The 18,235-nt window shown below is 50.0% G+C and carries 23 protein-coding genes and 2 tRNA genes; 8 read left to right on the top strand and 17 right to left on the bottom strand.

The features are described from left to right. The 3 genes from ACTF5Z_RS07535 to ACTF5Z_RS07525 form a co-directional block, all read left to right on the top strand. A partial coding sequence (locus tag ACTF5Z_RS07535; protein WP_438985108.1) for an SDR family NAD(P)-dependent oxidoreductase occupies positions 1–633 on the top strand: 633 nt, incomplete at its 5' end. Positions 634–645: 12 nt separating this feature from the next. Further along, entirely contained in the window at positions 646–1,818 is a 1,173-nt protein-coding gene (locus ACTF5Z_RS07530; RefSeq protein ID WP_423850580.1) for a saccharopine dehydrogenase family protein, read from the top strand. Beyond that, positions 1,819–2,034: a DUF1653 domain-containing protein gene (locus tag ACTF5Z_RS07525; RefSeq protein WP_438985107.1), complete on the top strand. Its 216-nt coding sequence runs from the start codon at positions 1,819–1,821 to the stop codon at positions 2,032–2,034. 13 nt (positions 2,035–2,047) lie between these two features. Here the strand turns inward: ACTF5Z_RS07525 and ACTF5Z_RS07520 are convergent, their stop codons facing one another. The 14 genes from ACTF5Z_RS07520 to ACTF5Z_RS07455 all read right to left on the bottom strand — a co-directional run bounded on the left by ACTF5Z_RS07520 (position 2,048) and on the right by ACTF5Z_RS07455 (position 13,249). Next, on the bottom strand, positions 2,048–2,776 hold the full coding sequence (locus tag ACTF5Z_RS07520; protein ID WP_438985106.1) for a hypothetical protein: 729 nt from the start codon (positions 2,774–2,776) through the stop codon (positions 2,048–2,050). Then, positions 2,769–3,542, bottom strand: a complete 774-nt coding sequence (locus ACTF5Z_RS07515) for an FTR1 family protein (protein ID WP_438985105.1) — start codon at positions 3,540–3,542, stop codon at positions 2,769–2,771. The genes ACTF5Z_RS07520 and ACTF5Z_RS07515 overlap by 8 nt, the downstream gene beginning before the upstream one ends. Beyond that, positions 3,539–3,877, bottom strand: coding sequence for a cupredoxin domain-containing protein (locus ACTF5Z_RS07510; protein WP_438985104.1), 339 nt, complete (start codon positions 3,875–3,877; stop codon positions 3,539–3,541). Before ACTF5Z_RS07510 ends, ACTF5Z_RS07515 begins: the two co-directional genes overlap by 4 nt. Continuing rightward, positions 3,874–5,217 (bottom strand): ATP-binding protein, encoded by a 1,344-nt coding sequence (locus ACTF5Z_RS07505; RefSeq protein ID WP_438985103.1) that lies wholly within the window; start codon positions 5,215–5,217, stop codon positions 3,874–3,876. The genes ACTF5Z_RS07510 and ACTF5Z_RS07505 overlap by 4 nt, the downstream gene beginning before the upstream one ends. Continuing rightward, a complete protein-coding gene (locus tag ACTF5Z_RS07500; RefSeq protein ID WP_438985102.1) occupies positions 5,214–5,873 on the bottom strand; it encodes a response regulator in 660 nt (219 codons plus the stop codon). The genes ACTF5Z_RS07505 and ACTF5Z_RS07500 overlap by 4 nt, the downstream gene beginning before the upstream one ends. Positions 5,874–5,893: 20 nt before the next feature. Continuing rightward, positions 5,894–6,661 carry an SDR family oxidoreductase gene (locus ACTF5Z_RS07495; RefSeq protein WP_438985101.1) on the bottom strand — a complete coding sequence of 256 codons (768 nt, stop codon included), beginning with the start codon at positions 6,659–6,661 and terminating at the stop codon, positions 5,894–5,896. 12 nt (positions 6,662–6,673) lie between these two features. After that, positions 6,674–7,348 carry a TenA family transcriptional regulator gene (locus ACTF5Z_RS07490; protein ID WP_438985100.1) on the bottom strand — a complete coding sequence of 225 codons (675 nt, stop codon included), beginning with the start codon at positions 7,346–7,348 and terminating at the stop codon, positions 6,674–6,676. After that, entirely contained in the window at positions 7,345–8,838 is a 1,494-nt protein-coding gene (locus ACTF5Z_RS07485) for an AMP-binding protein (RefSeq protein ID WP_438985099.1), read from the bottom strand. The genes ACTF5Z_RS07490 and ACTF5Z_RS07485 overlap by 4 nt, the downstream gene beginning before the upstream one ends. Beyond that, positions 8,823–9,518 (bottom strand): thermostable hemolysin, encoded by a 696-nt coding sequence (locus ACTF5Z_RS07480; RefSeq protein WP_438985098.1) that lies wholly within the window; start codon positions 9,516–9,518, stop codon positions 8,823–8,825. Before ACTF5Z_RS07480 ends, ACTF5Z_RS07485 begins: the two co-directional genes overlap by 16 nt. Before the next feature lie 71 nt (positions 9,519–9,589). Continuing rightward, a complete protein-coding gene (locus ACTF5Z_RS07475) occupies positions 9,590–10,909 on the bottom strand; it encodes a hypothetical protein (RefSeq protein ID WP_438985097.1) in 1,320 nt (439 codons plus the stop codon). A 39-nt stretch (positions 10,910–10,948) separates the two neighbouring features. Then, a complete protein-coding gene (locus ACTF5Z_RS07470; protein WP_423850628.1) occupies positions 10,949–11,581 on the bottom strand; it encodes a glutathione S-transferase family protein in 633 nt (210 codons plus the stop codon). 47 nt (positions 11,582–11,628) lie between these two features. Then, positions 11,629–12,420 (bottom strand): SDR family NAD(P)-dependent oxidoreductase, encoded by a 792-nt coding sequence (locus ACTF5Z_RS07465; RefSeq protein WP_438985096.1) that lies wholly within the window; start codon positions 12,418–12,420, stop codon positions 11,629–11,631. 100 nt (positions 12,421–12,520) lie between these two features. Further along, positions 12,521–13,012, bottom strand: coding sequence for a hypothetical protein (locus ACTF5Z_RS07460; protein WP_438985095.1), 492 nt, complete (start codon positions 13,010–13,012; stop codon positions 12,521–12,523). Between the two features lie 45 nt (positions 13,013–13,057). Continuing rightward, positions 13,058–13,249, bottom strand: coding sequence for an acetyl-CoA hydrolase/transferase C-terminal domain-containing protein (locus ACTF5Z_RS07455; protein ID WP_438985094.1), 192 nt, complete (start codon positions 13,247–13,249; stop codon positions 13,058–13,060). Positions 13,250–13,443: 194 nt separating this feature from the next. On the opposite strand from ACTF5Z_RS07455, the gene ACTF5Z_RS07450 reads away from it, so the two are divergent. The 3 genes from ACTF5Z_RS07450 (at position 13,444) to ACTF5Z_RS07440 (ending at position 14,814) form a co-directional block, all read left to right on the top strand. Then, complete coding sequence (locus ACTF5Z_RS07450; protein WP_438985093.1) at positions 13,444–13,920, top strand: RNA polymerase sigma factor; 477 nt, start codon at positions 13,444–13,446, stop codon at positions 13,918–13,920. A gap of 1 nt (position 13,921) precedes the next feature. Next, on the top strand, positions 13,922–14,518 hold the full coding sequence (locus tag ACTF5Z_RS07445; RefSeq protein WP_438985092.1) for a hypothetical protein: 597 nt from the start codon (positions 13,922–13,924) through the stop codon (positions 14,516–14,518). A gap of 125 nt (positions 14,519–14,643) precedes the next feature. After that, positions 14,644–14,814 (top strand): hypothetical protein, encoded by a 171-nt coding sequence (locus ACTF5Z_RS07440; protein ID WP_438985091.1) that lies wholly within the window; start codon positions 14,644–14,646, stop codon positions 14,812–14,814. Positions 14,815–14,976: 162 nt separating this feature from the next. Here ACTF5Z_RS07440 and ACTF5Z_RS07435 read toward each other — a convergent pair whose 3' ends face one another. After that, positions 14,977–16,239 (bottom strand): acetyl-CoA hydrolase/transferase family protein, encoded by a 1,263-nt coding sequence (locus ACTF5Z_RS07435; RefSeq protein ID WP_438985090.1) that lies wholly within the window; start codon positions 16,237–16,239, stop codon positions 14,977–14,979. A 385-nt stretch (positions 16,240–16,624) separates the two neighbouring features. Here ACTF5Z_RS07435 and ACTF5Z_RS07430 point away from each other — a divergent pair, with 385 nt between their 5' ends. Further along, positions 16,625–17,068 carry a response regulator gene (locus ACTF5Z_RS07430; RefSeq protein WP_438985089.1) on the top strand — a complete coding sequence of 148 codons (444 nt, stop codon included), beginning with the start codon at positions 16,625–16,627 and terminating at the stop codon, positions 17,066–17,068. 93 nt (positions 17,069–17,161) lie between these two features. On the opposite strand, the gene ACTF5Z_RS07425 is transcribed toward ACTF5Z_RS07430, so the two are convergent. Further along, positions 17,162–17,237 (bottom strand) — tRNA-Thr (locus ACTF5Z_RS07425). A 214-nt stretch (positions 17,238–17,451) separates the two neighbouring features. Continuing rightward, positions 17,452–17,528, bottom strand: a tRNA-Arg gene (locus ACTF5Z_RS07420). Positions 17,529–17,643: 115 nt separating this feature from the next. Between ACTF5Z_RS07420 and ACTF5Z_RS07415 the strand changes: the two genes are divergently transcribed. Next, the coding region (locus ACTF5Z_RS07415) for a TSUP family transporter (protein ID WP_438985088.1) at positions 17,644–18,235 on the top strand (592 nt) is incomplete at its 3' end.

Here is an 18,235-nt window from a genome sequence, read left to right as displayed (position 1 = left end):
CACGCCTTAATCAATAACGCTGGGGTTGGCGGAAAACCCGGTCCTATAGAGAATAATACCCGCGCCGATTGGCAGTGGTGCATCGACGTCAACCTAATAGGTGTTGTGCAAGGTATGCAAGCAGCGGTGCCGCAGATTAAGCAAGCCGGAGGTGGCTTTGTCGTTAACGTGGCCTCTATGGCAGGTATGATGGGTGTACCCTACGGCGGCGAATATACCGCCACCAAACTCGCCGTGGCAGGCTTAAGCGAAGCCTGGGCGGTGGAGCTTGCGCCCTATAACATTCACGTCGCTGCGCTTTGCCCCGCTTTTGTGAGTACCAACATTCATTTATCCGAGCGCAATCGAGCACTGACCCATGGGCAAACGACGACAGCAGAGGAGATCGAACTCCCCGATCCCGACAGCGTTATGTCGCAGGTTGTAACCAACGGCATCAATCCAGACTTAGTGGGGCAGCGGGTGATCGAAGCACTGAACGCCAAAGAGCACTACATTTTCACGCACCCCAACTATCGAAAAGTTGTTCAGCAGCGTTACGCCGCCATTGACGCCGCGTTCGAGCGTGCTGAATCGAGCCCCATTGTGGGCCATCTTTGTAACGAGCCGCTAGATGCGTTCGTTCCTCAATAAACGGAGACACTCATGAAACAAGATCGAAAATTTGACGTAATTGTATTTGGCGCCTCCGGCTATACCGGACGGCTAGTCGCGGAGTACATCGAGCAACGCTACGGTACCAGTCCTTTACGCTGGGCGATGGCCGGCCGATCTTTGGAAAAACTTGCCACTGTGCGCGCCGAAATGGGCATCAGCCCAACGGTGGAACTTGTCGCGGTGAATGCCGATTCCAGCGAATCTGTTGCAGCAATGGTTGCCTCCACCTCAGTCGTCATTACCACTGTAGGACCCTATCAGCTTTACGGCGACGAGTTAGTCAAGCAGTGCGCCCTAAACGGCACGGACTATGTTGATTTGTGCGGTGAACCCAGCTGGATGTATCAAAAAATTAACGAGCACACTGACGCGGCCAAGGCAAGCGGCGCGCGCATTGTCTTCTCTTGTGGCTTCGACTCTATTCCTTTCGATCTCGGTGTTTATCACCTGCAGCAGCACGCTAAGGCTGTCACGGGGTCGCCCGTTGCAACCATCAAAGGGCGCGTCCGCGCGATGAACGGCTCCTTCTCGGGCGGAACGGTGGCGAGCTTGCGAGCGACGATGGCGTCGGTCGCCAAAGACCCGAGCTTAGTCAGCGTATTAACAAACCCCTTCTCACTCGCCGAGGGCTTCCAGGGCCCCGAGCAGCCTCGAGGAGACAAACCGCAATACGACGAAGAGCTCAAGAGCTGGGCGGCTCCCTTTATCATGGCAACCATCAACACCAAAAACGTGCACCGTTCTAACTTCCTGTTAGGACACGCCTATGGTAAAGATTTTGCCTACGACGAGATGTTACTCACAGGCGATGGCGATCAAGGTAAAGCTGCGGCCGAATATGTTGCGAACGACAACTCATTCGCTGAAAACACCTTGCAGCCCGGCGAAGGCCCCAGCAAAGAGGAACGCGAGGCGGGTTCTTACGATGTACTATTCGCCGCCACCGCAACTAACGGACAATTACTGCTAACCAGCGTCAAAGGCGACAAAGACCCCGGCTATGGATCCACTTCTAAAATGTTAGCCGAGTCTGCGATGTGCCTGCTGCACAATCCAGACCTAGGCGAGGGCGGTGTTTACACACCTGCTGCTGTGATGGCCGATGCCTTAATTGAGCGCCTACAAAAAAATGCCGGTCTTACCTTCGCAATTGAGGCGTAAATGAGCATCACTCCGGGTCTGTATCAGCACTACAAAGGGCCGCGCTACCGCGTTATTGGGGTAGCGCGCCACTCCGAAACAGAAGAAGAACTGGTGGTTTACCGAACGTGTTACGGCGATGAATCACTATGGGTCAGACCGGCGTCTATGTTCAGAGAACTGGTTGAGACGCCCGAAGGCAAAATACCGCGCTTTTGCTATTTGGAAGACGAATAGCCCTTACAGAGCCCTAAAATTCGTATTCAACCAGAAAACGAAAGGTATGTTCAGACGAATCCTCATCTAGGGGAAAAAAAGCGCCTAAGTTGTAATTCACCGATCGCGCTTTGTCGCCAGACAGTCGAAATTGCCCTCCCATGGACGGGCCAATCATCTTGGCATTTTGCCCTAGATGAACCTCTAAGCCGGGTTCAAGGTGCCGGTGGTAGCGATATCGAACCAGGCCATTCAGCCGAGTCTCAAACTCGCTCCGTCGAGTATCGCCCCACTCGTAAACAACACCGGGGTTGAGTGTTAAACTGACTTTGCCGAACTCTCGCTCGACGAGAGCTTTTAAGCTGACTTCGTTATTATTGGCTTGCCAGTCTCGCTCGAACTCAAACAACACACCATAATCGAAGCTGAATTCGCCCTGCTCAGTGAGTTGTACGAGGGTTTCGAACTCAAATCCAATCCAGTTCAAATCATCCGATATCGGGTCGTCAGATGCGATCAGGTAAGCCTCAGCCTTCACCCCCTCAGAGACTGAATGCGCCAAACCCAACTTTTGCAATACATCGTTGGCCTCACCCGTCAATATGTCGCGCTCACGCGCAAAAGTCTGGCTCTCGATCTCCCACTCAAGAGGATTGACGTAGGGATGATAGATCTTACTCACCACCATACCATCGGCGTGGGCTTGCGCCACAAGCACCAACCCCGAGAGGATTAAAGAGACAAGACTCATAAACTTAGACATTAATGGCCAACCTGCGAGCCGAGTACATCAAGCTAAATGCTAAAGTCAAACTGGCTGCGTATACGCCAAGCTGAACCCAAGATGGCTGCGAATCGTAACCGAATACGGCATACAGCATCTGCCCCAGAACCGATTGCTCAGACACCCAAGACTCTAGGTCGAAGGCTCTGTCGCTATACCCTATCAGTCCGGCTTGATCCAGTAGCGAGACGGCTTGCAGCATCATGCCGGACGCGACAAAAACGAGGCAAATACCAATCCAGAATTGGGTTTGTTGCCTCGTCAAGGTGGCCAGAAGAGCCGACACCAAAACCCCACAGCTTATGGCAATCCCCGCACCTATCAACGCACCAGAAAATACGGCTCCTTTGACATTCGGCGCATCGGCAAATGCACCGACGTAAATGACTATTTCACTGCCCTCACGAATCATAGCGGCAATAAAAATTACCACCATAGCCGCTAGGGTGTAGTTCGTTGGAAGCGGTCGATACAGCGCCCAAACCAGAATGAGTACCGGCAGGTAAACCGCCAAGTGCAACATGGCGCTGATTCGCTCTTGTCCACTGCCATCCCACCAATCTGTGACCCACTCGATAGCCGCTGCGTAGCACACCGCTACAACCACGCCCATCAACGCTGCGGGAATGACCCATCGAGTCGACAGACTCGCGACCTTAGAGAAGTTCCACAGCAAGCTCAATAACACCGCTGCTTCTAGTACTTCACGTAAAACCAACAATAAGGCGTTCAGCAGCATGCTCATTGGGCAATCACCACACCTTGGGCAGTTCTGGGGTTGAATTCCCCAAAAAAAGGATACTCACCCGGCGCCAGAGGCCCAACAAAAATGGTTATTTTGCCACCCCCGACGACGATTTTTTCACGGTTGAGCTCATAGCTTTCGAATTCTTCCGGCGTGCTATCGTGATTTACAATTTTGAGCTTAACCTTAGTGTTGGCTGGAATTTCTAGAACACTGGGGATGAACAAATGATTCTTAATTTCAATCTTGTACTCAGGCGCTGCGACGAGGTCGGTACTGAACACCATCACCCACGCCAGCAAGAGTATTGCGCGAGACCCCGAAAGGCCGCTCATTGCAACTTCTCTGGCGCAGGGAAAGTCACAGTAAAGCTCGCACCGCCCAAGCGATTATTGGCAATATCAATGTGGGCGCGATGAAGGCGCGCAATTTGCCCAACAATGGCTAGCCCCAAGCCCACGCCCTCAGGCTGGTTATCATGGTGTACACGATAAAATCTTTTAAAGACCATATCACGCTGGTCTTCTGGGATGCCGGGACCAGAATCGTTAACAGTAATCACAACTTCTTCCGTAGGTAAACATCGCGTCTCGACGCAAATCTGACCACCCCTGGGCGTATAGCGATTGGCGTTCTGCAATAAGTTCTCGAATAGAAGGCTCAATAAAGCCCCATCCCCCGAAATTCTTGGCAGTGCTTCAGCGCCATGAAACTCAATCGTTTGTTCTTTTTGATCAAACTTAGACCACATATCGACGCATACCTGTTGCATCACAACATTCAAATCGACCGGGTCAAAACGCGTCTGAATCACTTCGGGCTGAGTACGGCTCAAATCGAGCATTTGCTGGACCACACGCTGCAGCCGACCCACACTTTCATCCACATAATCCAACGCTTTAAGGTTAGCTTCTTCTTTTAAACTTAACCTAAGATTATGTATGTGAACTTTAGCAACACTTATTGGCGTGCGTAACTCGTGAGCCGCGACTGCACCAAATTGCTTTTCGCGCTGAAAGGCGTTCCCCAAACGCCCTAACAAACCATTCAAAGATTGAACAATTTGGCTTAGCTCTTTGGGCGTTTGCTCGAGTGCAATCGGGGTAAAATCATTCTCTTTTTTTAAGCCAATCCAAAGGCTTAAATGTGCCAAAGGTCGCAAGCCCCACGTCACGATAAACCAGGTCAGAACGGCCAGCAAGGGTAACCAAACTAGCAAAGGGTAGATCGATTCCAACACCACAGTCTCGGCAACGACAAACCGGACATCTGCGCGTTCTGCCACAACCACTCGTTTAGTCTCAGACACTTCCAAGGCATAAACTCGCCACCGAAAGTCACCGAAATTGCGATAGCTCAACCCCAAAACGACGTCGCTCCAGCTATCGATAGGCGCATTAGATGTTCGCCGAATAACTCGACCGGACTCGATAATCTGATAGGCGATCATAGAGGGGCCCTCGAGATCATCGAACTCCAACACATAGTCTTCAAAGGTTTCTGAAGAAACACTGTGCGATTGCGCAAGTGCCACGGCCAGCTGTTTAAGATGATCATCCAGCAAACCCTCAGCTTTATTCATGCTGGCCAAATAGCCGTTCAAGGAGGCAATAAACATCACCAATGTAAACGCTGACAAGAGCGTAAAGATGAGCGTGCGGCGAATCGATCTCACTGATTAGGAACCGTGTACCCTAAGCCGCGAATCGTTTTAATGAACGCGTCGGGCAGTTTTTTGCGCAAATGGTGCACATGAACCTCCAGGGCATTACTCGATATTTCGTCGCCCCAATGATATAGCCTAGATTCTAACTGGTCACGAGTTACAACACGTCCTTGATTTTCCATCAAACACTTGAGCAACATGTACTCGCGCCGAGGCAAATCTAAATCTTTACCCCCTACTTCAACCTGATGGGTATTGATGTGCAATATCACGTTACTGATACTAATAGTGCTAGTAGAGGCCGTACCGAGTCGACGTTCCAGCACACGGAGGCGCGCGCACAATTCTAAAAAATCGAAGGGCTTAGCCATGTAATCATCCGCGCCAGCATCCAAACCTTTGACTTTGTCGTCTACCTCCCCGCGTGCCGTTAATATCAATATCGGGAAACGATGCCTTTTTTGTCGAATCGACGCGAGCAGATCCAAGCCATCCATATCCCCCAAACCTAGGTCTAGAACCATAATATCCGGCGGGTCTGCTTTAACTGCCGTTTCGGCGAGACGGCCCGAGTCGACCCAATCCACTACGAATCCCTCGCGTTCTAGACCAGCAACAACACCTTGCGCGAGTGAATGCTCGTCCTCCACTAACAACACTCTCATTGTAATCCCCCTCTATTTTTCTATTTTTTTGCAAATCTTCGCATCGCTGCGACTTGCTTCAGTAAGGCCTTGTCTACGATGTTAGGTAAAAGACCGTTGATGCGGGCAAACAGCTTTTCAGGGAATCCGATGACTTTGCGTGTGAGCCCTTGTTGCAACGCTTGCACTATTTGTGACGCCACCGCCTCCGGCGAATCTGCCATATTGCCCAGTTCTTTATTCATGGATTCTGTTCGTGCGTCGTTCATACTTGTGGCAATAGCGCGCGGAGCAACGAATAAAACATTCAAGCCCTGATCTTTATACTCTCGATACAAGGCCTCGGTAAACCCGCGTAATGCAAACTTGGTCGCGCTGTAGGTGGCATAAAACGGGAAACCGATGTAGCCAAATACCGATCCGATATTTAAGACTGTTGCTTTATCGCGCAACAAGTTAGGTAGCAAAGCTCGCGTCAACTTCATTGGCGCGATGACGTTAACTTGAAACATCTGTTCGATCATGACGGGAGACAAATCGGCAAATTCGCCAAATTCATTCAGACCCGCGTTGTTAATCAGCACGTCGATCTTTTGCTTTGATAATTGCTCTATTAACCTATCCAGATCGATTGAGGACGCTAGATCAGCCACGAATGTTTGATGCCTAGCGCCCAACGATTCATTTAAAGCGCCCAAGGCAATTTCATCCCGAGCCACTAATACTAACTCGTTCTGTTGCGAATCTAACAGACTGGCCAAGGCCACACCCAAACCACCCGTCGCACCCGTGATCACTATGCGTTGCACGTCTTTGCCCTCTTATGCTGCTGCCAAACTTAACGCTGAAGAATTCAGAACGCTGTCGTATACACCCTTGTACAGCGCATAAAACTGCTTGGCGGCGTAAATGATGTCTGCCTGATCTTTTACATCGGTTACTTGATTAACCAAGTCTTCAAAAAATTTAACGTGCTCGATATCTAGAGCACCGTGAGAGGTTAAATAGGTAAATGCCTTGCGCGGCAAACCTGTGACGTCGCGTATTTTTTGAGCAGCCTGATCTGCCACGGTGACGCTGGTACCCTCCAACACATGCACCATACCCAAAAAAGCCAAAGGATTTACATGATCAATAGTGTAGTAAGCATAGGCCACCATCGCCTCTGTTGCTAAGGTGGGGCGGCCATGACGGACAAATTCTTTATCAAAGCCGCAGGCTGCTATGTCATTTAAGACCCACTCTTGATGCCCAAGCTCCTCGTCGACGTACTCCGCCATCGCAGTGCGATAAAATTCGTAGCGCCCCGATACCGCTGACCCCGATCGCATTAACAAAGGTACCGTGTGCTTTACGTGATGATAAGCCTGCGTTAAAAACGCAACGTAAAGGTCGATCGTTATTTCCCCCGACAGTGCTACCTTGACTAAGTCCGCAGATAAAAGCGCCTGTCGTTCAGCTTGGGTTTGGGCGACTAATTCGTCATAAAAGCTCATTGAGAATCCTCATTGGGAGTTAACTGTTGTGTAAAAGCGTTAGCAATTGCTAGACGTTTCGGACGTCCGTTTTCTGTCCAAAATCCCTGTTCAACCGTCAAAGGACTATCCAGCCGCAACCAACGTTGCACGCGTGCATAGTCTGGTATGCGAGCGTTAAGGGTTTGTATACAAGTTGTTATCTGCGCATCACTTATTGTGTTTGGCGCGAACAATAACGCCGCACAGTAAGGCAGATCGTTACCCAGAATGACACACTGTACGAATAAGCCCGAAGCAAACAATTCGCCCTCGAGCCATTCAGGAGCGATGTTGCGTCCCAAGGTAGTAATCAGTAAATTGCTCTTACGGCCAGACACTTGCACGAAGCCGTCTGCGGACACATCACCCAAATCCCCGGTCGCATAGCGCGTCCTGCCCCAACTATCGGGTTGATTCATATACCCCAAGAACAGTGGGCCCTCTATGACCAACTCGCCTTGTTCCGCAATGACTTTCAGGTGATCCAGAACACAGCCGCTGGTGCCTGCCCGATTTTGACTTGGCGTGTTAATGCTAACGACAGACGCGGCCTCGGATAAGCCATAACCCTCATAAACCGGCAAGCCAAGAGCTGCAGCTTGCTCAACCAAACTGGGTGCTACCCGCGCACCGCCAACTGCGACAAAAGTGAAGCTGTTGGGCAAGGGCATGCCCGCTTGGCCGGCCTGAACCAGGGCCATCAACAGCGCAGGTACAGTGATCATCGAATTGGGTTGTGCCTGATTAATAGCACCAATAAACGATTCAAAACTGGTTAAGCGACCGCCATCAAAACCCAGCTCAGCGAGAGGCAACAACACCACGGTGCCATCTCGCATCCAGGTCTGATAAATACCTGCCAGGTTCTCGAGTAAGGTCGATAAGGGCAAGGTACACAAATGTTTAGGCTTGTCTTGTAGCACTCTATCGGCAATTGCCTTAGCCACCAATAAACAATGCTCGCTGGACAAACACACACCCTTGGGCGTTCCGGTAGAGCCAGAAGTAAAGGTAACTTTATGCGTATCGTTTGGCAGCAACGGCTTCTTGACAGGCTCATATTGTCGAATCTTACAGCGCGCCAATAAGTCACCCTCAAGCGCGTGCTCTCGCAAAGCGTCGCACCCTTCCAACAAACCCGCATGCGCGTCGTTAAAGGCAATATGAGTTAAGCCCGCTGTGACTACGATATGTGCGATTTGCTCTTCGCTGAAAAATGTCGGCAAGGGCACCAAGCATAGATTTAATTCTTGCGCGGCCAAATCCCAGACGAGCCATGCAGGCTCGTTATCCAACAGCAAGCCTAATCGGCAAACTTGCTGGGTCGTCAGCCATTGCTTAGCCGCCGTTACGGCTTCGATGAATCGAGCACACGAAACTTCGCTTTGTGAGGCATAAATCAGTGTCTCACTCGGATCGCGCGCCTCAAGAATTTCGAGCATGAGCCCCACGGTTAAGCTTGGTTCCAAGCAAGAGCAAACTGCTTCATGGAGGGCATAGCAATATTTAACAAAGGGGCCACCAGCGGATTCGACCGAATAATTGCAGCACTAGCAGGAATGTCGGCCACCATGACTTGCGGACAACCTTGATAGTAACTTCCCCATCGATCAGCGCCTGTGATCTTCTCAACTTTGGCATCTGCTAAGAAACGCGCGCTAAATCCGCCGCGCGTAATAGAGCGGCGCACGGTTTCGTTCGCCGTAAATACCAGCTGCTTGCATCCTGCCAAATCCAGTGCGACAGCGGCCAATACGTATAATTGAGCACCCGCACCTGGGGTCATACTGGCAAGGTTACTCAGTTCGACAACATCACCCCGATCAAGCAGTGGATCACCAATGGCGTCAAGGACGCTGCCTTCCAAATAGTTTTCGCAAAATAAGGGATTTTTATCGGCCCAACGCAATCCCAAAGCGGCCTGAATACGTGAGTCATGCTCTAGATAGAGTAAATCAGGCGCATAGGTCATAATTTTGGCGTTAAAGCTGGCTTGAAAAACCTGAGAAATAAAGCGTTCGACTCGCTCACGAGCCGGCGTAAATTTAGAAACCAAAGCCAATACTGGCAAGTGCTGTAACATCGCGCTTGACGCTTGAGCGGACGTCTTAGCAACAGTTAAGACACTCGAGGATTCTACATTGGTCATACACTCACCACTGTTTGGACTGGATGAGCGTAATGTATGACCTATTTCTTATCTAATTCTTAAGGCTTTCATTAAGAGTTTAAGATTCCACGAATCCACGCCTGAGCAAAGAAGGTAAAACGTTGCATTTGCTGATTCAAGCTCGCAGTTAATCCCGCCTCGGCATCTTCGCCCTGCACAGCAATGGCGGCCAAAATAGCACTCTCCTCGGGCGATTGTGAGAACTCAAAAGCTGGATCCGATACCAATTTGGGCGGTGCGTACCTCACCAGGGCTTGGTCTAAGCCAGCAGCACCGGCCGCCGCATCTAGCGTGAGCTCTTGCACTAGGGTATTTTGCGCCCACAACGCGCCTGGGCTTAACTGTGCCACTTCGCGCAATGTGGATTGATCCCAATCTTGATCAACCAGCGCGTTCGCAACAACCGCTTTCTGAAAAGCTTCTATCACACCATGGCGGTTTGACACCAGCTGCAGGGCTTCGCCGGTCTTTCCGGTGGCTACGATCCATAAGCTTTTAAGAATTCCCGTATCGGGTAACGGCACCGCGTGGTAGGGCTGAGCCAAATCACCCACATAGTGCAAACCCCAGCCCATAAAACGCCAGCCCCAGTAGTCGTGCCCATTACTGAACGCCAACACTGCGAGCTTACGGTATAGTTCGGTACGGTACAGCGGATAGGTTTGCAACAATCCCGGCTGCGCCAACGAGGTCAGCCAATCCAAATGATAAAAGCCCATGTGAAACGGCGCTTGCGAACCGTATTCCAAATTGGGGTTACCAAACGGTTGATTGCCAAACCCATAGCGTTTGCCGTGCTCGGTGCCGTTATCGGCATACAAACCAATATCGAGCCCAAAATCAGGTTCATCAGACGCCGTGGCAACAACCGCCGCTGCACTGACGAAATCGCCGCTGGCCAGACTGAGGTAGCGCGAATCATTACTCGCAATCGTGCCTTGTAAAAAGGTTAATTCTGACACCGCAATTAATGCCTCTTGCTCCGTTTCGGGCTCAAAGCTCATCAACTGGCGATAGGGTTGATACGAACGCGTTGGGTTTATACGAATGGCATTCAAAAAAGCGATCTCAAGGTCGGCGTCGGCTGTTGCAGGGTCGAATACCAGTTCCGCTGGTAGAGCCGCATAGTGTTCAAGATTCTGTCTCGCCCATTCTTCATGATCTAACAGGAGTTCCGCAATCGCCGAGCGTTCAGCCACTACAAACTCGCTTAATGTCTCGACACGCAGAGGCTCTGCCTTTTGCACCTCAGGCATCACGCGCAATAAGGGCCACGCCAGAGAGGCATGGTCGGACCATGCGTGCAACATGGCAGACTGCAACATAAGCAGTGGTGCTATCAAACAAACTAGACCGCGTACTTTTGTCATGTTCAACTCCTAAACCCAAAGATGAAGTTTAAAGCCAGACTATTGACTCGGACCGAAATCATACCGACCCCCGCGCTCAAGTGCGCGCTGATAGGTATCGAGTGATTGCAGACGCACCCGAAATTGATCAAGCCAAGGAAATTTTCCTTGGGGATACAACAAGGGCGCAATCTCAGCGACAAAAGATAGCTGAATATCCGCACCGGATAGCTGGTTTTCGACAAGCCAGTCCTTACCCTCCAAGGCCTGATTGATGTAGCCCAGATGGCGATCAAGTTCACCGTGTATTCTATCTGTCAGCGCGGCGCCACCGTCGGGCAAACGATTGGTGTACATCTGCAGCATTAATGGCAGCATGGCACTGCCCTCGCCATAGTGCAGCCACTGCAGGTACTCTTCATGTGCGGGCGTGCCCACGGCTGGAGCCAGACGTCCTTGGCCGTGCTTGCGGATCACGTAATCAATAATAGCGCCTGATTCGATAACAACCTGGTCGCCATCGGTGATCATGGGTGACTTACCCAAAGGATGCACGGCTTCTAGCTCAGGTGGCGCCAAATTCGTAACCGCATCACGCTGGTAAAATACGATCTCGTAGTCAAGCTCTAGCTCTTCTAATAACCACAGAATGCGCTGCGAACGGCTATTGTTGAGATGATGAACTTTAATCATTATGACTTTCCTTGTTATTTTGTTCGCTGTCTGAGGTAGCACCCAGCTCAACGGCCTTGCCGACCTACATAGCCGGGCATAAATACGCCTGATTCGCCCTTGATAGCCTCGAAAATATCATCGGCCACAATGCCTGGATCCTCCCAATTTGCTGGCACCGGAGCTTCCGGGTTGGCTAGAGGCCCCACCGAATGGGCGCCGATTTGAGTTTTCATGCCACCGGGGGCCGCCAAAAACACCTTTATATTATCGGGTGCAACTTCTTTCACCATCGCTTGAAACAAGCCGTGAAGCGCGTGTTTGCTCGCGCTGTAGTGCCCATATCCAGCCGGCGCTGCCACTGTACCTAAAATTGATGAAACATTGACGATAGTGCCACCGCCCTGTTTCCGCATGGGTTCAATCACCTGCTTGGCCAAATCAGCGTAAGCCCAGTAATTGACTTCAAACAGGCGATGCGCAGACTGAAGTTTCATTTGCTCAACGGTCGCAAGATATGCGTAACCTGCGTTGTTAAACAGATAATCCACCCGGCCAAAAGTCTTCAACACTTCTTTGATCAGACCTTTTCGGTCTTCTGGCTCGGATAGATCAGCGACAAACACGGCGGCCTGACCACCCCGCTCTTTAATCTCTTGCGCTTTGGTGGCCGAGGGACCTGGGCGATAATCCACCATCGCGATGCGCCACCCGCGAGCCACAGCTCGATCCACCAACTCCGCACCCAAGCCATAAGAACTGCCAGTGATGACCGCAACAGGAGCGTCATTGGCCATCACTACAGTGGAACATAAAAGGCTGACGAGAATACCCACACAAGCCTGCTTGAATTTATGCATTGACCTTACCTTGTCGTAAAAATCGAGGACCTTGATTGAACACAGGTGTGCGCCCAAGCGCAAGCTCTGGGCATAAAAAAAGCCCCTTCCGAGCCATAGGTCAGATCTGTGAGGCGAGTCGAAGACGTGTACATTGCCACCCATAACCCACCAAAAACAACACCAAAAACGCCAGGTGAAAGCCCTGCAGCAAAGGGTGGGTAAACGAATCGACAAAGGGGTCGCCGACAGGTAAACGCCGTAAAAAATCGGTAATGGCCGGAATCATATGGAACAACAACGTGGAGCTGTAACCCAGCGCCTGAGCGTAAACAGATAGACCACCCAGAGGTTTCCAGCGCTCCATAACATAACCGAACCCAGCCGCAGCTAACGTCAAAATCGCCAGAATGTGGGCAATATTAAAGCCACCTTGGTTGTAGATGCCCAAAGCAGAACCGGCAACCAACAGCGTCACGATTAAATAAATCTTCCCCGAACGGGTGCTCACCGATAAAAAGTGGTAACGGTATAAACAAATCACGGCACTGGCTATCGCTAGCACTCCGAGCACGGTGTGAATCCAACCCAGCAGGGTCATTGGGGGCAACATGGGCTATCTCCTTTTTGCTCAGGGTAACACGAATGTAAAGCGAGGCTACCCAATACACTTAGAAATGAGGCCATCCCGAAAATCCGGGTGGGCAATAGATATCAACACCTCGGCTCGCTCACGCAACGACAAGCCTTTTAATTTAGCCACACCAAACTCAGTGACCACGAAATCAACCTGAGCTCGGGTTGTAACCACACCTGACCGGGCGGCCAGCGTCGGCACGATCCTTGACACGGCCCAATCCTTGCGATGCTTGGTCTATTTCCTGCGTGGCTTTCGACTCAAAGTGCTTTTGGTGATGGCACGGAAACTAGGTGCTTTAATGATTGCGAATACGTTAATGACAAAAAACTTTATCCAGCGTGACACAATCGTGTTTTATCAGCGACTCATTAACTATCTAACCAATTGGCAATATGCAGATACAGATGCGTAAAGAATTCAAACAAATGATTATCAACAACCAAGGACGCATACGCTACATCGCGTCCCGATATAGTCATGACGGCGAATATGACGACCTGCATCAAGAAATCTTACTGCAGCTTTGGAGAAGTTTCGAATCGTTTAGTGGCGAGTCGAAACAAGAGACTTGGGTTTTTAAAGTAGCACTGAATACGGCCTGCACATTTGTACGAGCAGCAGCGAAACAAAAAAAGATTAAACAGTCTCCATTACACCAATCAATGCAAGAACTTCAGCCCGCGCAGGAAAGCTGCCAGGCAGACATTCTTAATCTCTTTATGGATGGGCTAAGTGACACAGATGCGAGCTTGCTGATGATGTACTTAGATGGGCTATCTTCGGATGATAGCGCCAAAGTTCTTGGTATAAGTTCCAATGCCGTTAGGTCGCGTATTAAGCGCATTAAAAATGAATTTGAAACCAATTACATAGGAGATTGATGTGCAGCTAGATGACTTAAAGCAAGACTGGCAACAAGCCATTGAAACTCAATCAACTCCTGATAGTTTAACCGAGGTGATAGATATGATTGAGCAACAAACCACTAAGATTGATAAAGAGATTAAACGTCGCGATTTTCTCGAGATTGGAATCGCAGTATTTCTTATCCCGGTTTGGCTATGGACTTTGTTAAATTCAGCGAGCACGATGCAGAGCATTGGTTTAATCATCGCGATTGTCGCTTGCATGTACATCCCATATCGACTGATATCTGCGAAAAAAGTAGATACCAAAAAGAGCAGTAGCGTTAAGGATTTTTTAGTCCAAGAAAAACAAAAGATTCAGCAACAAAAACAGATGTTGGAGTCCGTTGTATGGTGGTACTTAGCTCCGCTGACGGTGGCAATTGTCCTCATCACGCTAGGGGCAAATGTGAATGAACAAGGTATCCCTCAAATATCGACGGGCATGTATTGGTATTACGCCTGCGTTGGTTTGCTGGTTGTGGGGGCGTACTTCTTAAATAAACGCGCTGCCAAAAATAAGTTCGCCCCATTGCTAAACAATATTGAGCAACGGTTGGCAGAAATGAGCTAGCTAATCACCAACAGCCCTCTCATTTCCAACCCCTCTTATTTACTCCCTTTAAGGGTGCTTTTCGCGACTTGTTTCGCAAGTCGCTTCGGGCAAATGCTGTCAAAATTCACTAAGGAATTACGATCATGGACAACAAAAAAACAACCAGCAAACAGCAACGCAAAAAGAAAGCTTCCTCTTCGGCCATTATTGTCGTCTTAATCGTATTAATGATTGCGATAGCCTCTGGTAACTCACCAGCAGCAAATGCGGAACTAAAAATGGTGCTTAAACACCAAGTAGAAACTGAAAACTGAGTATTGGCACCGCCGTTACGATCATCGTCAAGGGCCAAGTGAGCTTTTTTAACGTTGGCGTTGCAGAGTATTGACGGCTATTGTACGCCAACCGAGAACGAGCACAGGAGACACCAGGGGCTAGCTCCGTTGCGCTCAGTGTAATACGAATGTGGCACGCCGCTACCTACTGTTTTCAGAACTGAGGCCATCCCGAAAATCCGGGTGGGCAATAGATATCAACACCTCGGCTCGCTCGCGCAACGACAAACCTTTTAATTTAGCCACACCAAACTCAGTGACCACGAAATCGACCTGAGCTCGGGTTGTAACCACACCTGACCCGGCGGCCAGCGTCGGCACGATCCTTGACATCGCCCCACCCTTGGCGGTGCTTGGAAGCGCAATAATGGACTTACCCCCCTTAGAGAAACCGGCGCCCGTCACAAAATCGACTTGTCCGCCAACACCCGAATAAATTTGTGTACCCAACGAATCCGCGCAGACCTGACCGCTCAAATCGACTTGCAAGGCGCTGTTTATGGACACAACCTGATCATTTCGCGCAATGATGGTTGGGTCATTCACGTATTCAATGTCCAAAAAAGCAACGCTGGGGTTATCGTCAACAAAATCGTAAAGCGCTCTATTGCCCATCACGAATCCGGTGACGGATTTACCGCGTTGTTTCTTTTTGCGGCTGTTCGTAACCACACCCAGCTCTATAAGCCTAGGCAAAGCATTAGAAAACATTTCGGTGTGGACGCCCAAATCTTTGCGATCGGCCAGTTGCTCCAACACAGCATCAGGAACACCTCCGATTCCCATCTGCAGACAGTCACCATCGTCAATAAGCCCCGCAATATTGCGCCCTATGGCTTGTTGTATTTCCGTGGGCTCTTGGTAGGGGTGCTCGATCAAGGGCCAATCGCACTCAATCGCAGTATCGATCTGGCGAATGTTTACGAAACTGTCTCCGTGAGTACGCGGCATTTGAGGATTGATCATGGCAACCACCTTTGATGCGGATTGCACTGCTGCCGCTGTTGCCTCTACCGATATGCCTAACGAACAGTTACCGTGTGCATCTGGCTGGGAAACCTGAATCATAGCGACATCAACACGCTCATCGCCCGAGCGAAGACGTTTGGGTAGTTCCGACAAAAACAAGGGCACGTAATCTGCCTGGCCACTGTTTATAAGCGCCCGTGTTGATTCACCCGCGAAGAAGCAGCGATTGCGCAAGTGCCCCTGCAGCTCGGGCGTGCAGATGGATTCTGCATGCTCAAGATGCAACTGCATTACCGTAAGATCCTGTAATTCGAGCGCGCGCTGCGCCAAGGCGTCAAGTAGCGGCACGGGGGTCGCCGCCATCGAATGGCACCAAACTCGGTTACCCGATTGGATAAGTTGCATTAATTCTTGTGCAGAAGAAGCTAGCTTCATGGTTATCTACTTTTTGAGATCAAGGCCTAATATTGCTGGGTTGCTCGACCAGTCTCAGCCGCGCTAGTCTGTAATCAATAAGATGCAGGCTGAATAAAGTCCAGAAGCATCGCCGCATATCATACCGTCTCGTCCTGACTGATGACTATGACAAATCATCCGAAAAAGCGTCGTAGGATGATCGGTAACTGCATCAGCCTGACAAACCAACAACATGCGATCCATTCAATTAGCTCTTCTGGGTGTAGGTTTAGCATTAAAATTAATTAAAAATAAGATATGCAATTCGCAAATTTTAGAAACAAAGTTACTATTTCGAGAGTAACATCTCGAGACAAAACAGTGGATAAGTCACCCCCCCCCCCCCGAAAAACCACTAAAAACAATGGCTTACATAGTTGACGACGACCCTGGGGTCACTCGCGCTTTAGAAATTTTCTTTTCTACTCTAGGTATCTCTTGCCGAATTTTTCAAACAATTGCGGCCTGTTTAGATTTTTTTCAGACACAAAGAGGCGTGTGCTCTCCCAGACCTTTTGATCCTGTGTATGACATATTCATACTCGACTTTGTCTTACCCACAATGAACGGGTACCACGCGGCTAAGAGCTTGGAGGATTATTTCAAGACTAGAGGTTTGAACGTTATTCTAATATCCGGGCAGACAAAAGAATCACTAGAAGCGAAGCTCAACGAAAAACTACCCTATGATTTTTTGCAAAAACCCTTCACGCTGAAGCAGCTGGAGGACGTACTGAGCAAGTTCAAAGGCCAATCACATCGACTCCCTGCCCAAGGAAAGCATAACTCCTGCGAAAATTTGACGTAAACAAGGGCTATCGCGGGCAAAGCGGCCTAATGTGTTAAGACCTTTTTTACCGACAAAATTTTAAATACCGTAAGTCACTACACTCCGTGAAGATGGTGCCGGAAATAGGAATCGAACCTACGACCTTCTCATTACGAATGAGCTGCTCTACCGACTGAGCTATTCCGGCTTGGGGGGCGAACTACTTTGGTACTTGAAAGCTCAAGCACCGAGGCGCGCATTTTAGCCATTGCACTCGAGATTGCAAGCTTTGTGGTTTCACCCAAAAATTAAGGGTGGGACGTTATTATCAACCTTGTAGGGATGAATGGTATCCCCCGTTAACGGCGAAGAGTTCGTGGAGCCGATGCAGGCAAAAAGAGGCTATAAGTGTGTTTTTTCGATGGCGCGCCCACCAGGATTCGAACCTGGGACCCACGGCTTAGAAGGCCGTTGCTCTATCCAGCTGAGCTATGGGCGCAATACTTTGACCACATTGCGTTGTGGCCGGCAAGACAGGGCGCGCAGTATACTTGTTTTCTAGCGCATAAAAAACCTCTTCAGGAGGCCGTATCAGCACCGAAGCATTGTTACCGATGACAGTAGCGGTCATCTTCACTTCTGCCTTTGCGGGAGCGACAGGTCTAGGTGGAGGACTCATGCTGCTGACGGTGTTACCGAACTTTCTCCCGGCAACCGCCATTATTCCCTTGCACGCGGTCACTCAGTGGGTGAGCAACGCCTCGCGTTTATCAATGGGCTTGAGGCACTTGGATAAAAGCTTAATTCGACCATTGATACTTGGTGCAATCGCTGGGGCATCACTCGGGGCTGCCCTGTACAGTAAATTACCCACGCATTACTTACCTTTGATACTCGGGTTATGGGTGCTTTGGCTAACGTGGATACCGCAACCGCGGCTACCGATACCCCAACAATTTACTTTTGTCTTTTTGGGTTTTTATCAAAGTGCCATCAGTATGGCGCTGGGTGCCACAGGACCTTTAGGTACTGCCCTGCTCATGCGCCACTCCAAAGATCGAGAATATTTAGTGATCAACACCGCACTGTACATGACCATAAGCCATACCTGTCGCGTTACGGCATTCACGCTGCTTGGCTTTGCTTTTATCGATTGGTGGTTAGAACTGACGATTTTGTGCCTCGGGGCCGTATTGGGTTCATGGC

The organism is Aequoribacter sp. (assembly GCF_965659035.1).
Classification (GTDB): domain Bacteria; phylum Pseudomonadota; class Gammaproteobacteria; order Pseudomonadales; family Halieaceae; genus Aequoribacter.
Note: the sequence above shows the minus strand (reverse complement) of the source record. Positions and strands in the feature narration are given on the sequence as shown.

Bases quoted from the DNA above. Each gene is read 5' to 3' on its own strand.
- ACTF5Z_RS07530 (WP_423850580.1), top strand. From the start codon at position 646: ATGAAACAAGATCGAAAATTTGACGTAATTGTATTTGGCGCCTCCGGC.
- ACTF5Z_RS07525 (WP_438985107.1), top strand. From the start codon at position 1,819: ATGAGCATCACTCCGGGTCTGTATCAGCACTACAAAGGGCCGCGCTAC.
- ACTF5Z_RS07520 (WP_438985106.1), bottom strand. From the start codon at position 2,776: ATGTCTAAGTTTATGAGTCTTGTCTCTTTAATCCTCTCGGGGTTGGTG.
- ACTF5Z_RS07515 (WP_438985105.1), bottom strand. From the start codon at position 3,542: ATGAGCATGCTGCTGAACGCCTTATTGTTGGTTTTACGTGAAGTACTA.
- ACTF5Z_RS07510 (WP_438985104.1), bottom strand. From the start codon at position 3,877: ATGAGCGGCCTTTCGGGGTCTCGCGCAATACTCTTGCTGGCGTGGGTG.
- ACTF5Z_RS07500 (WP_438985102.1), bottom strand. From the start codon at position 5,873: ATGAGAGTGTTGTTAGTGGAGGACGAGCATTCACTCGCGCAAGGTGTT.
- ACTF5Z_RS07490 (WP_438985100.1), bottom strand. From the start codon at position 7,348: ATGAGCTTTTATGACGAATTAGTCGCCCAAACCCAAGCTGAACGACAG.
- ACTF5Z_RS07480 (WP_438985098.1), bottom strand. From the start codon at position 9,518: ATGACCAATGTAGAATCCTCGAGTGTCTTAACTGTTGCTAAGACGTCC.
- ACTF5Z_RS07475 (WP_438985097.1), bottom strand. From the start codon at position 10,909: ATGACAAAAGTACGCGGTCTAGTTTGTTTGATAGCACCACTGCTTATG.
- ACTF5Z_RS07470 (WP_423850628.1), bottom strand. From the start codon at position 11,581: ATGATTAAAGTTCATCATCTCAACAATAGCCGTTCGCAGCGCATTCTG.
- ACTF5Z_RS07465 (WP_438985096.1), bottom strand. From the start codon at position 12,420: ATGCATAAATTCAAGCAGGCTTGTGTGGGTATTCTCGTCAGCCTTTTA.
- ACTF5Z_RS07460 (WP_438985095.1), bottom strand. From the start codon at position 13,012: ATGTTGCCCCCAATGACCCTGCTGGGTTGGATTCACACCGTGCTCGGA.
- ACTF5Z_RS07450 (WP_438985093.1), top strand. From the start codon at position 13,444: ATGCGTAAAGAATTCAAACAAATGATTATCAACAACCAAGGACGCATA.
- ACTF5Z_RS07440 (WP_438985091.1), top strand. From the start codon at position 14,644: ATGGACAACAAAAAAACAACCAGCAAACAGCAACGCAAAAAGAAAGCT.
- ACTF5Z_RS07435 (WP_438985090.1), bottom strand. From the start codon at position 16,239: ATGAAGCTAGCTTCTTCTGCACAAGAATTAATGCAACTTATCCAATCG.
- ACTF5Z_RS07430 (WP_438985089.1), top strand. From the start codon at position 16,625: ATGGCTTACATAGTTGACGACGACCCTGGGGTCACTCGCGCTTTAGAA.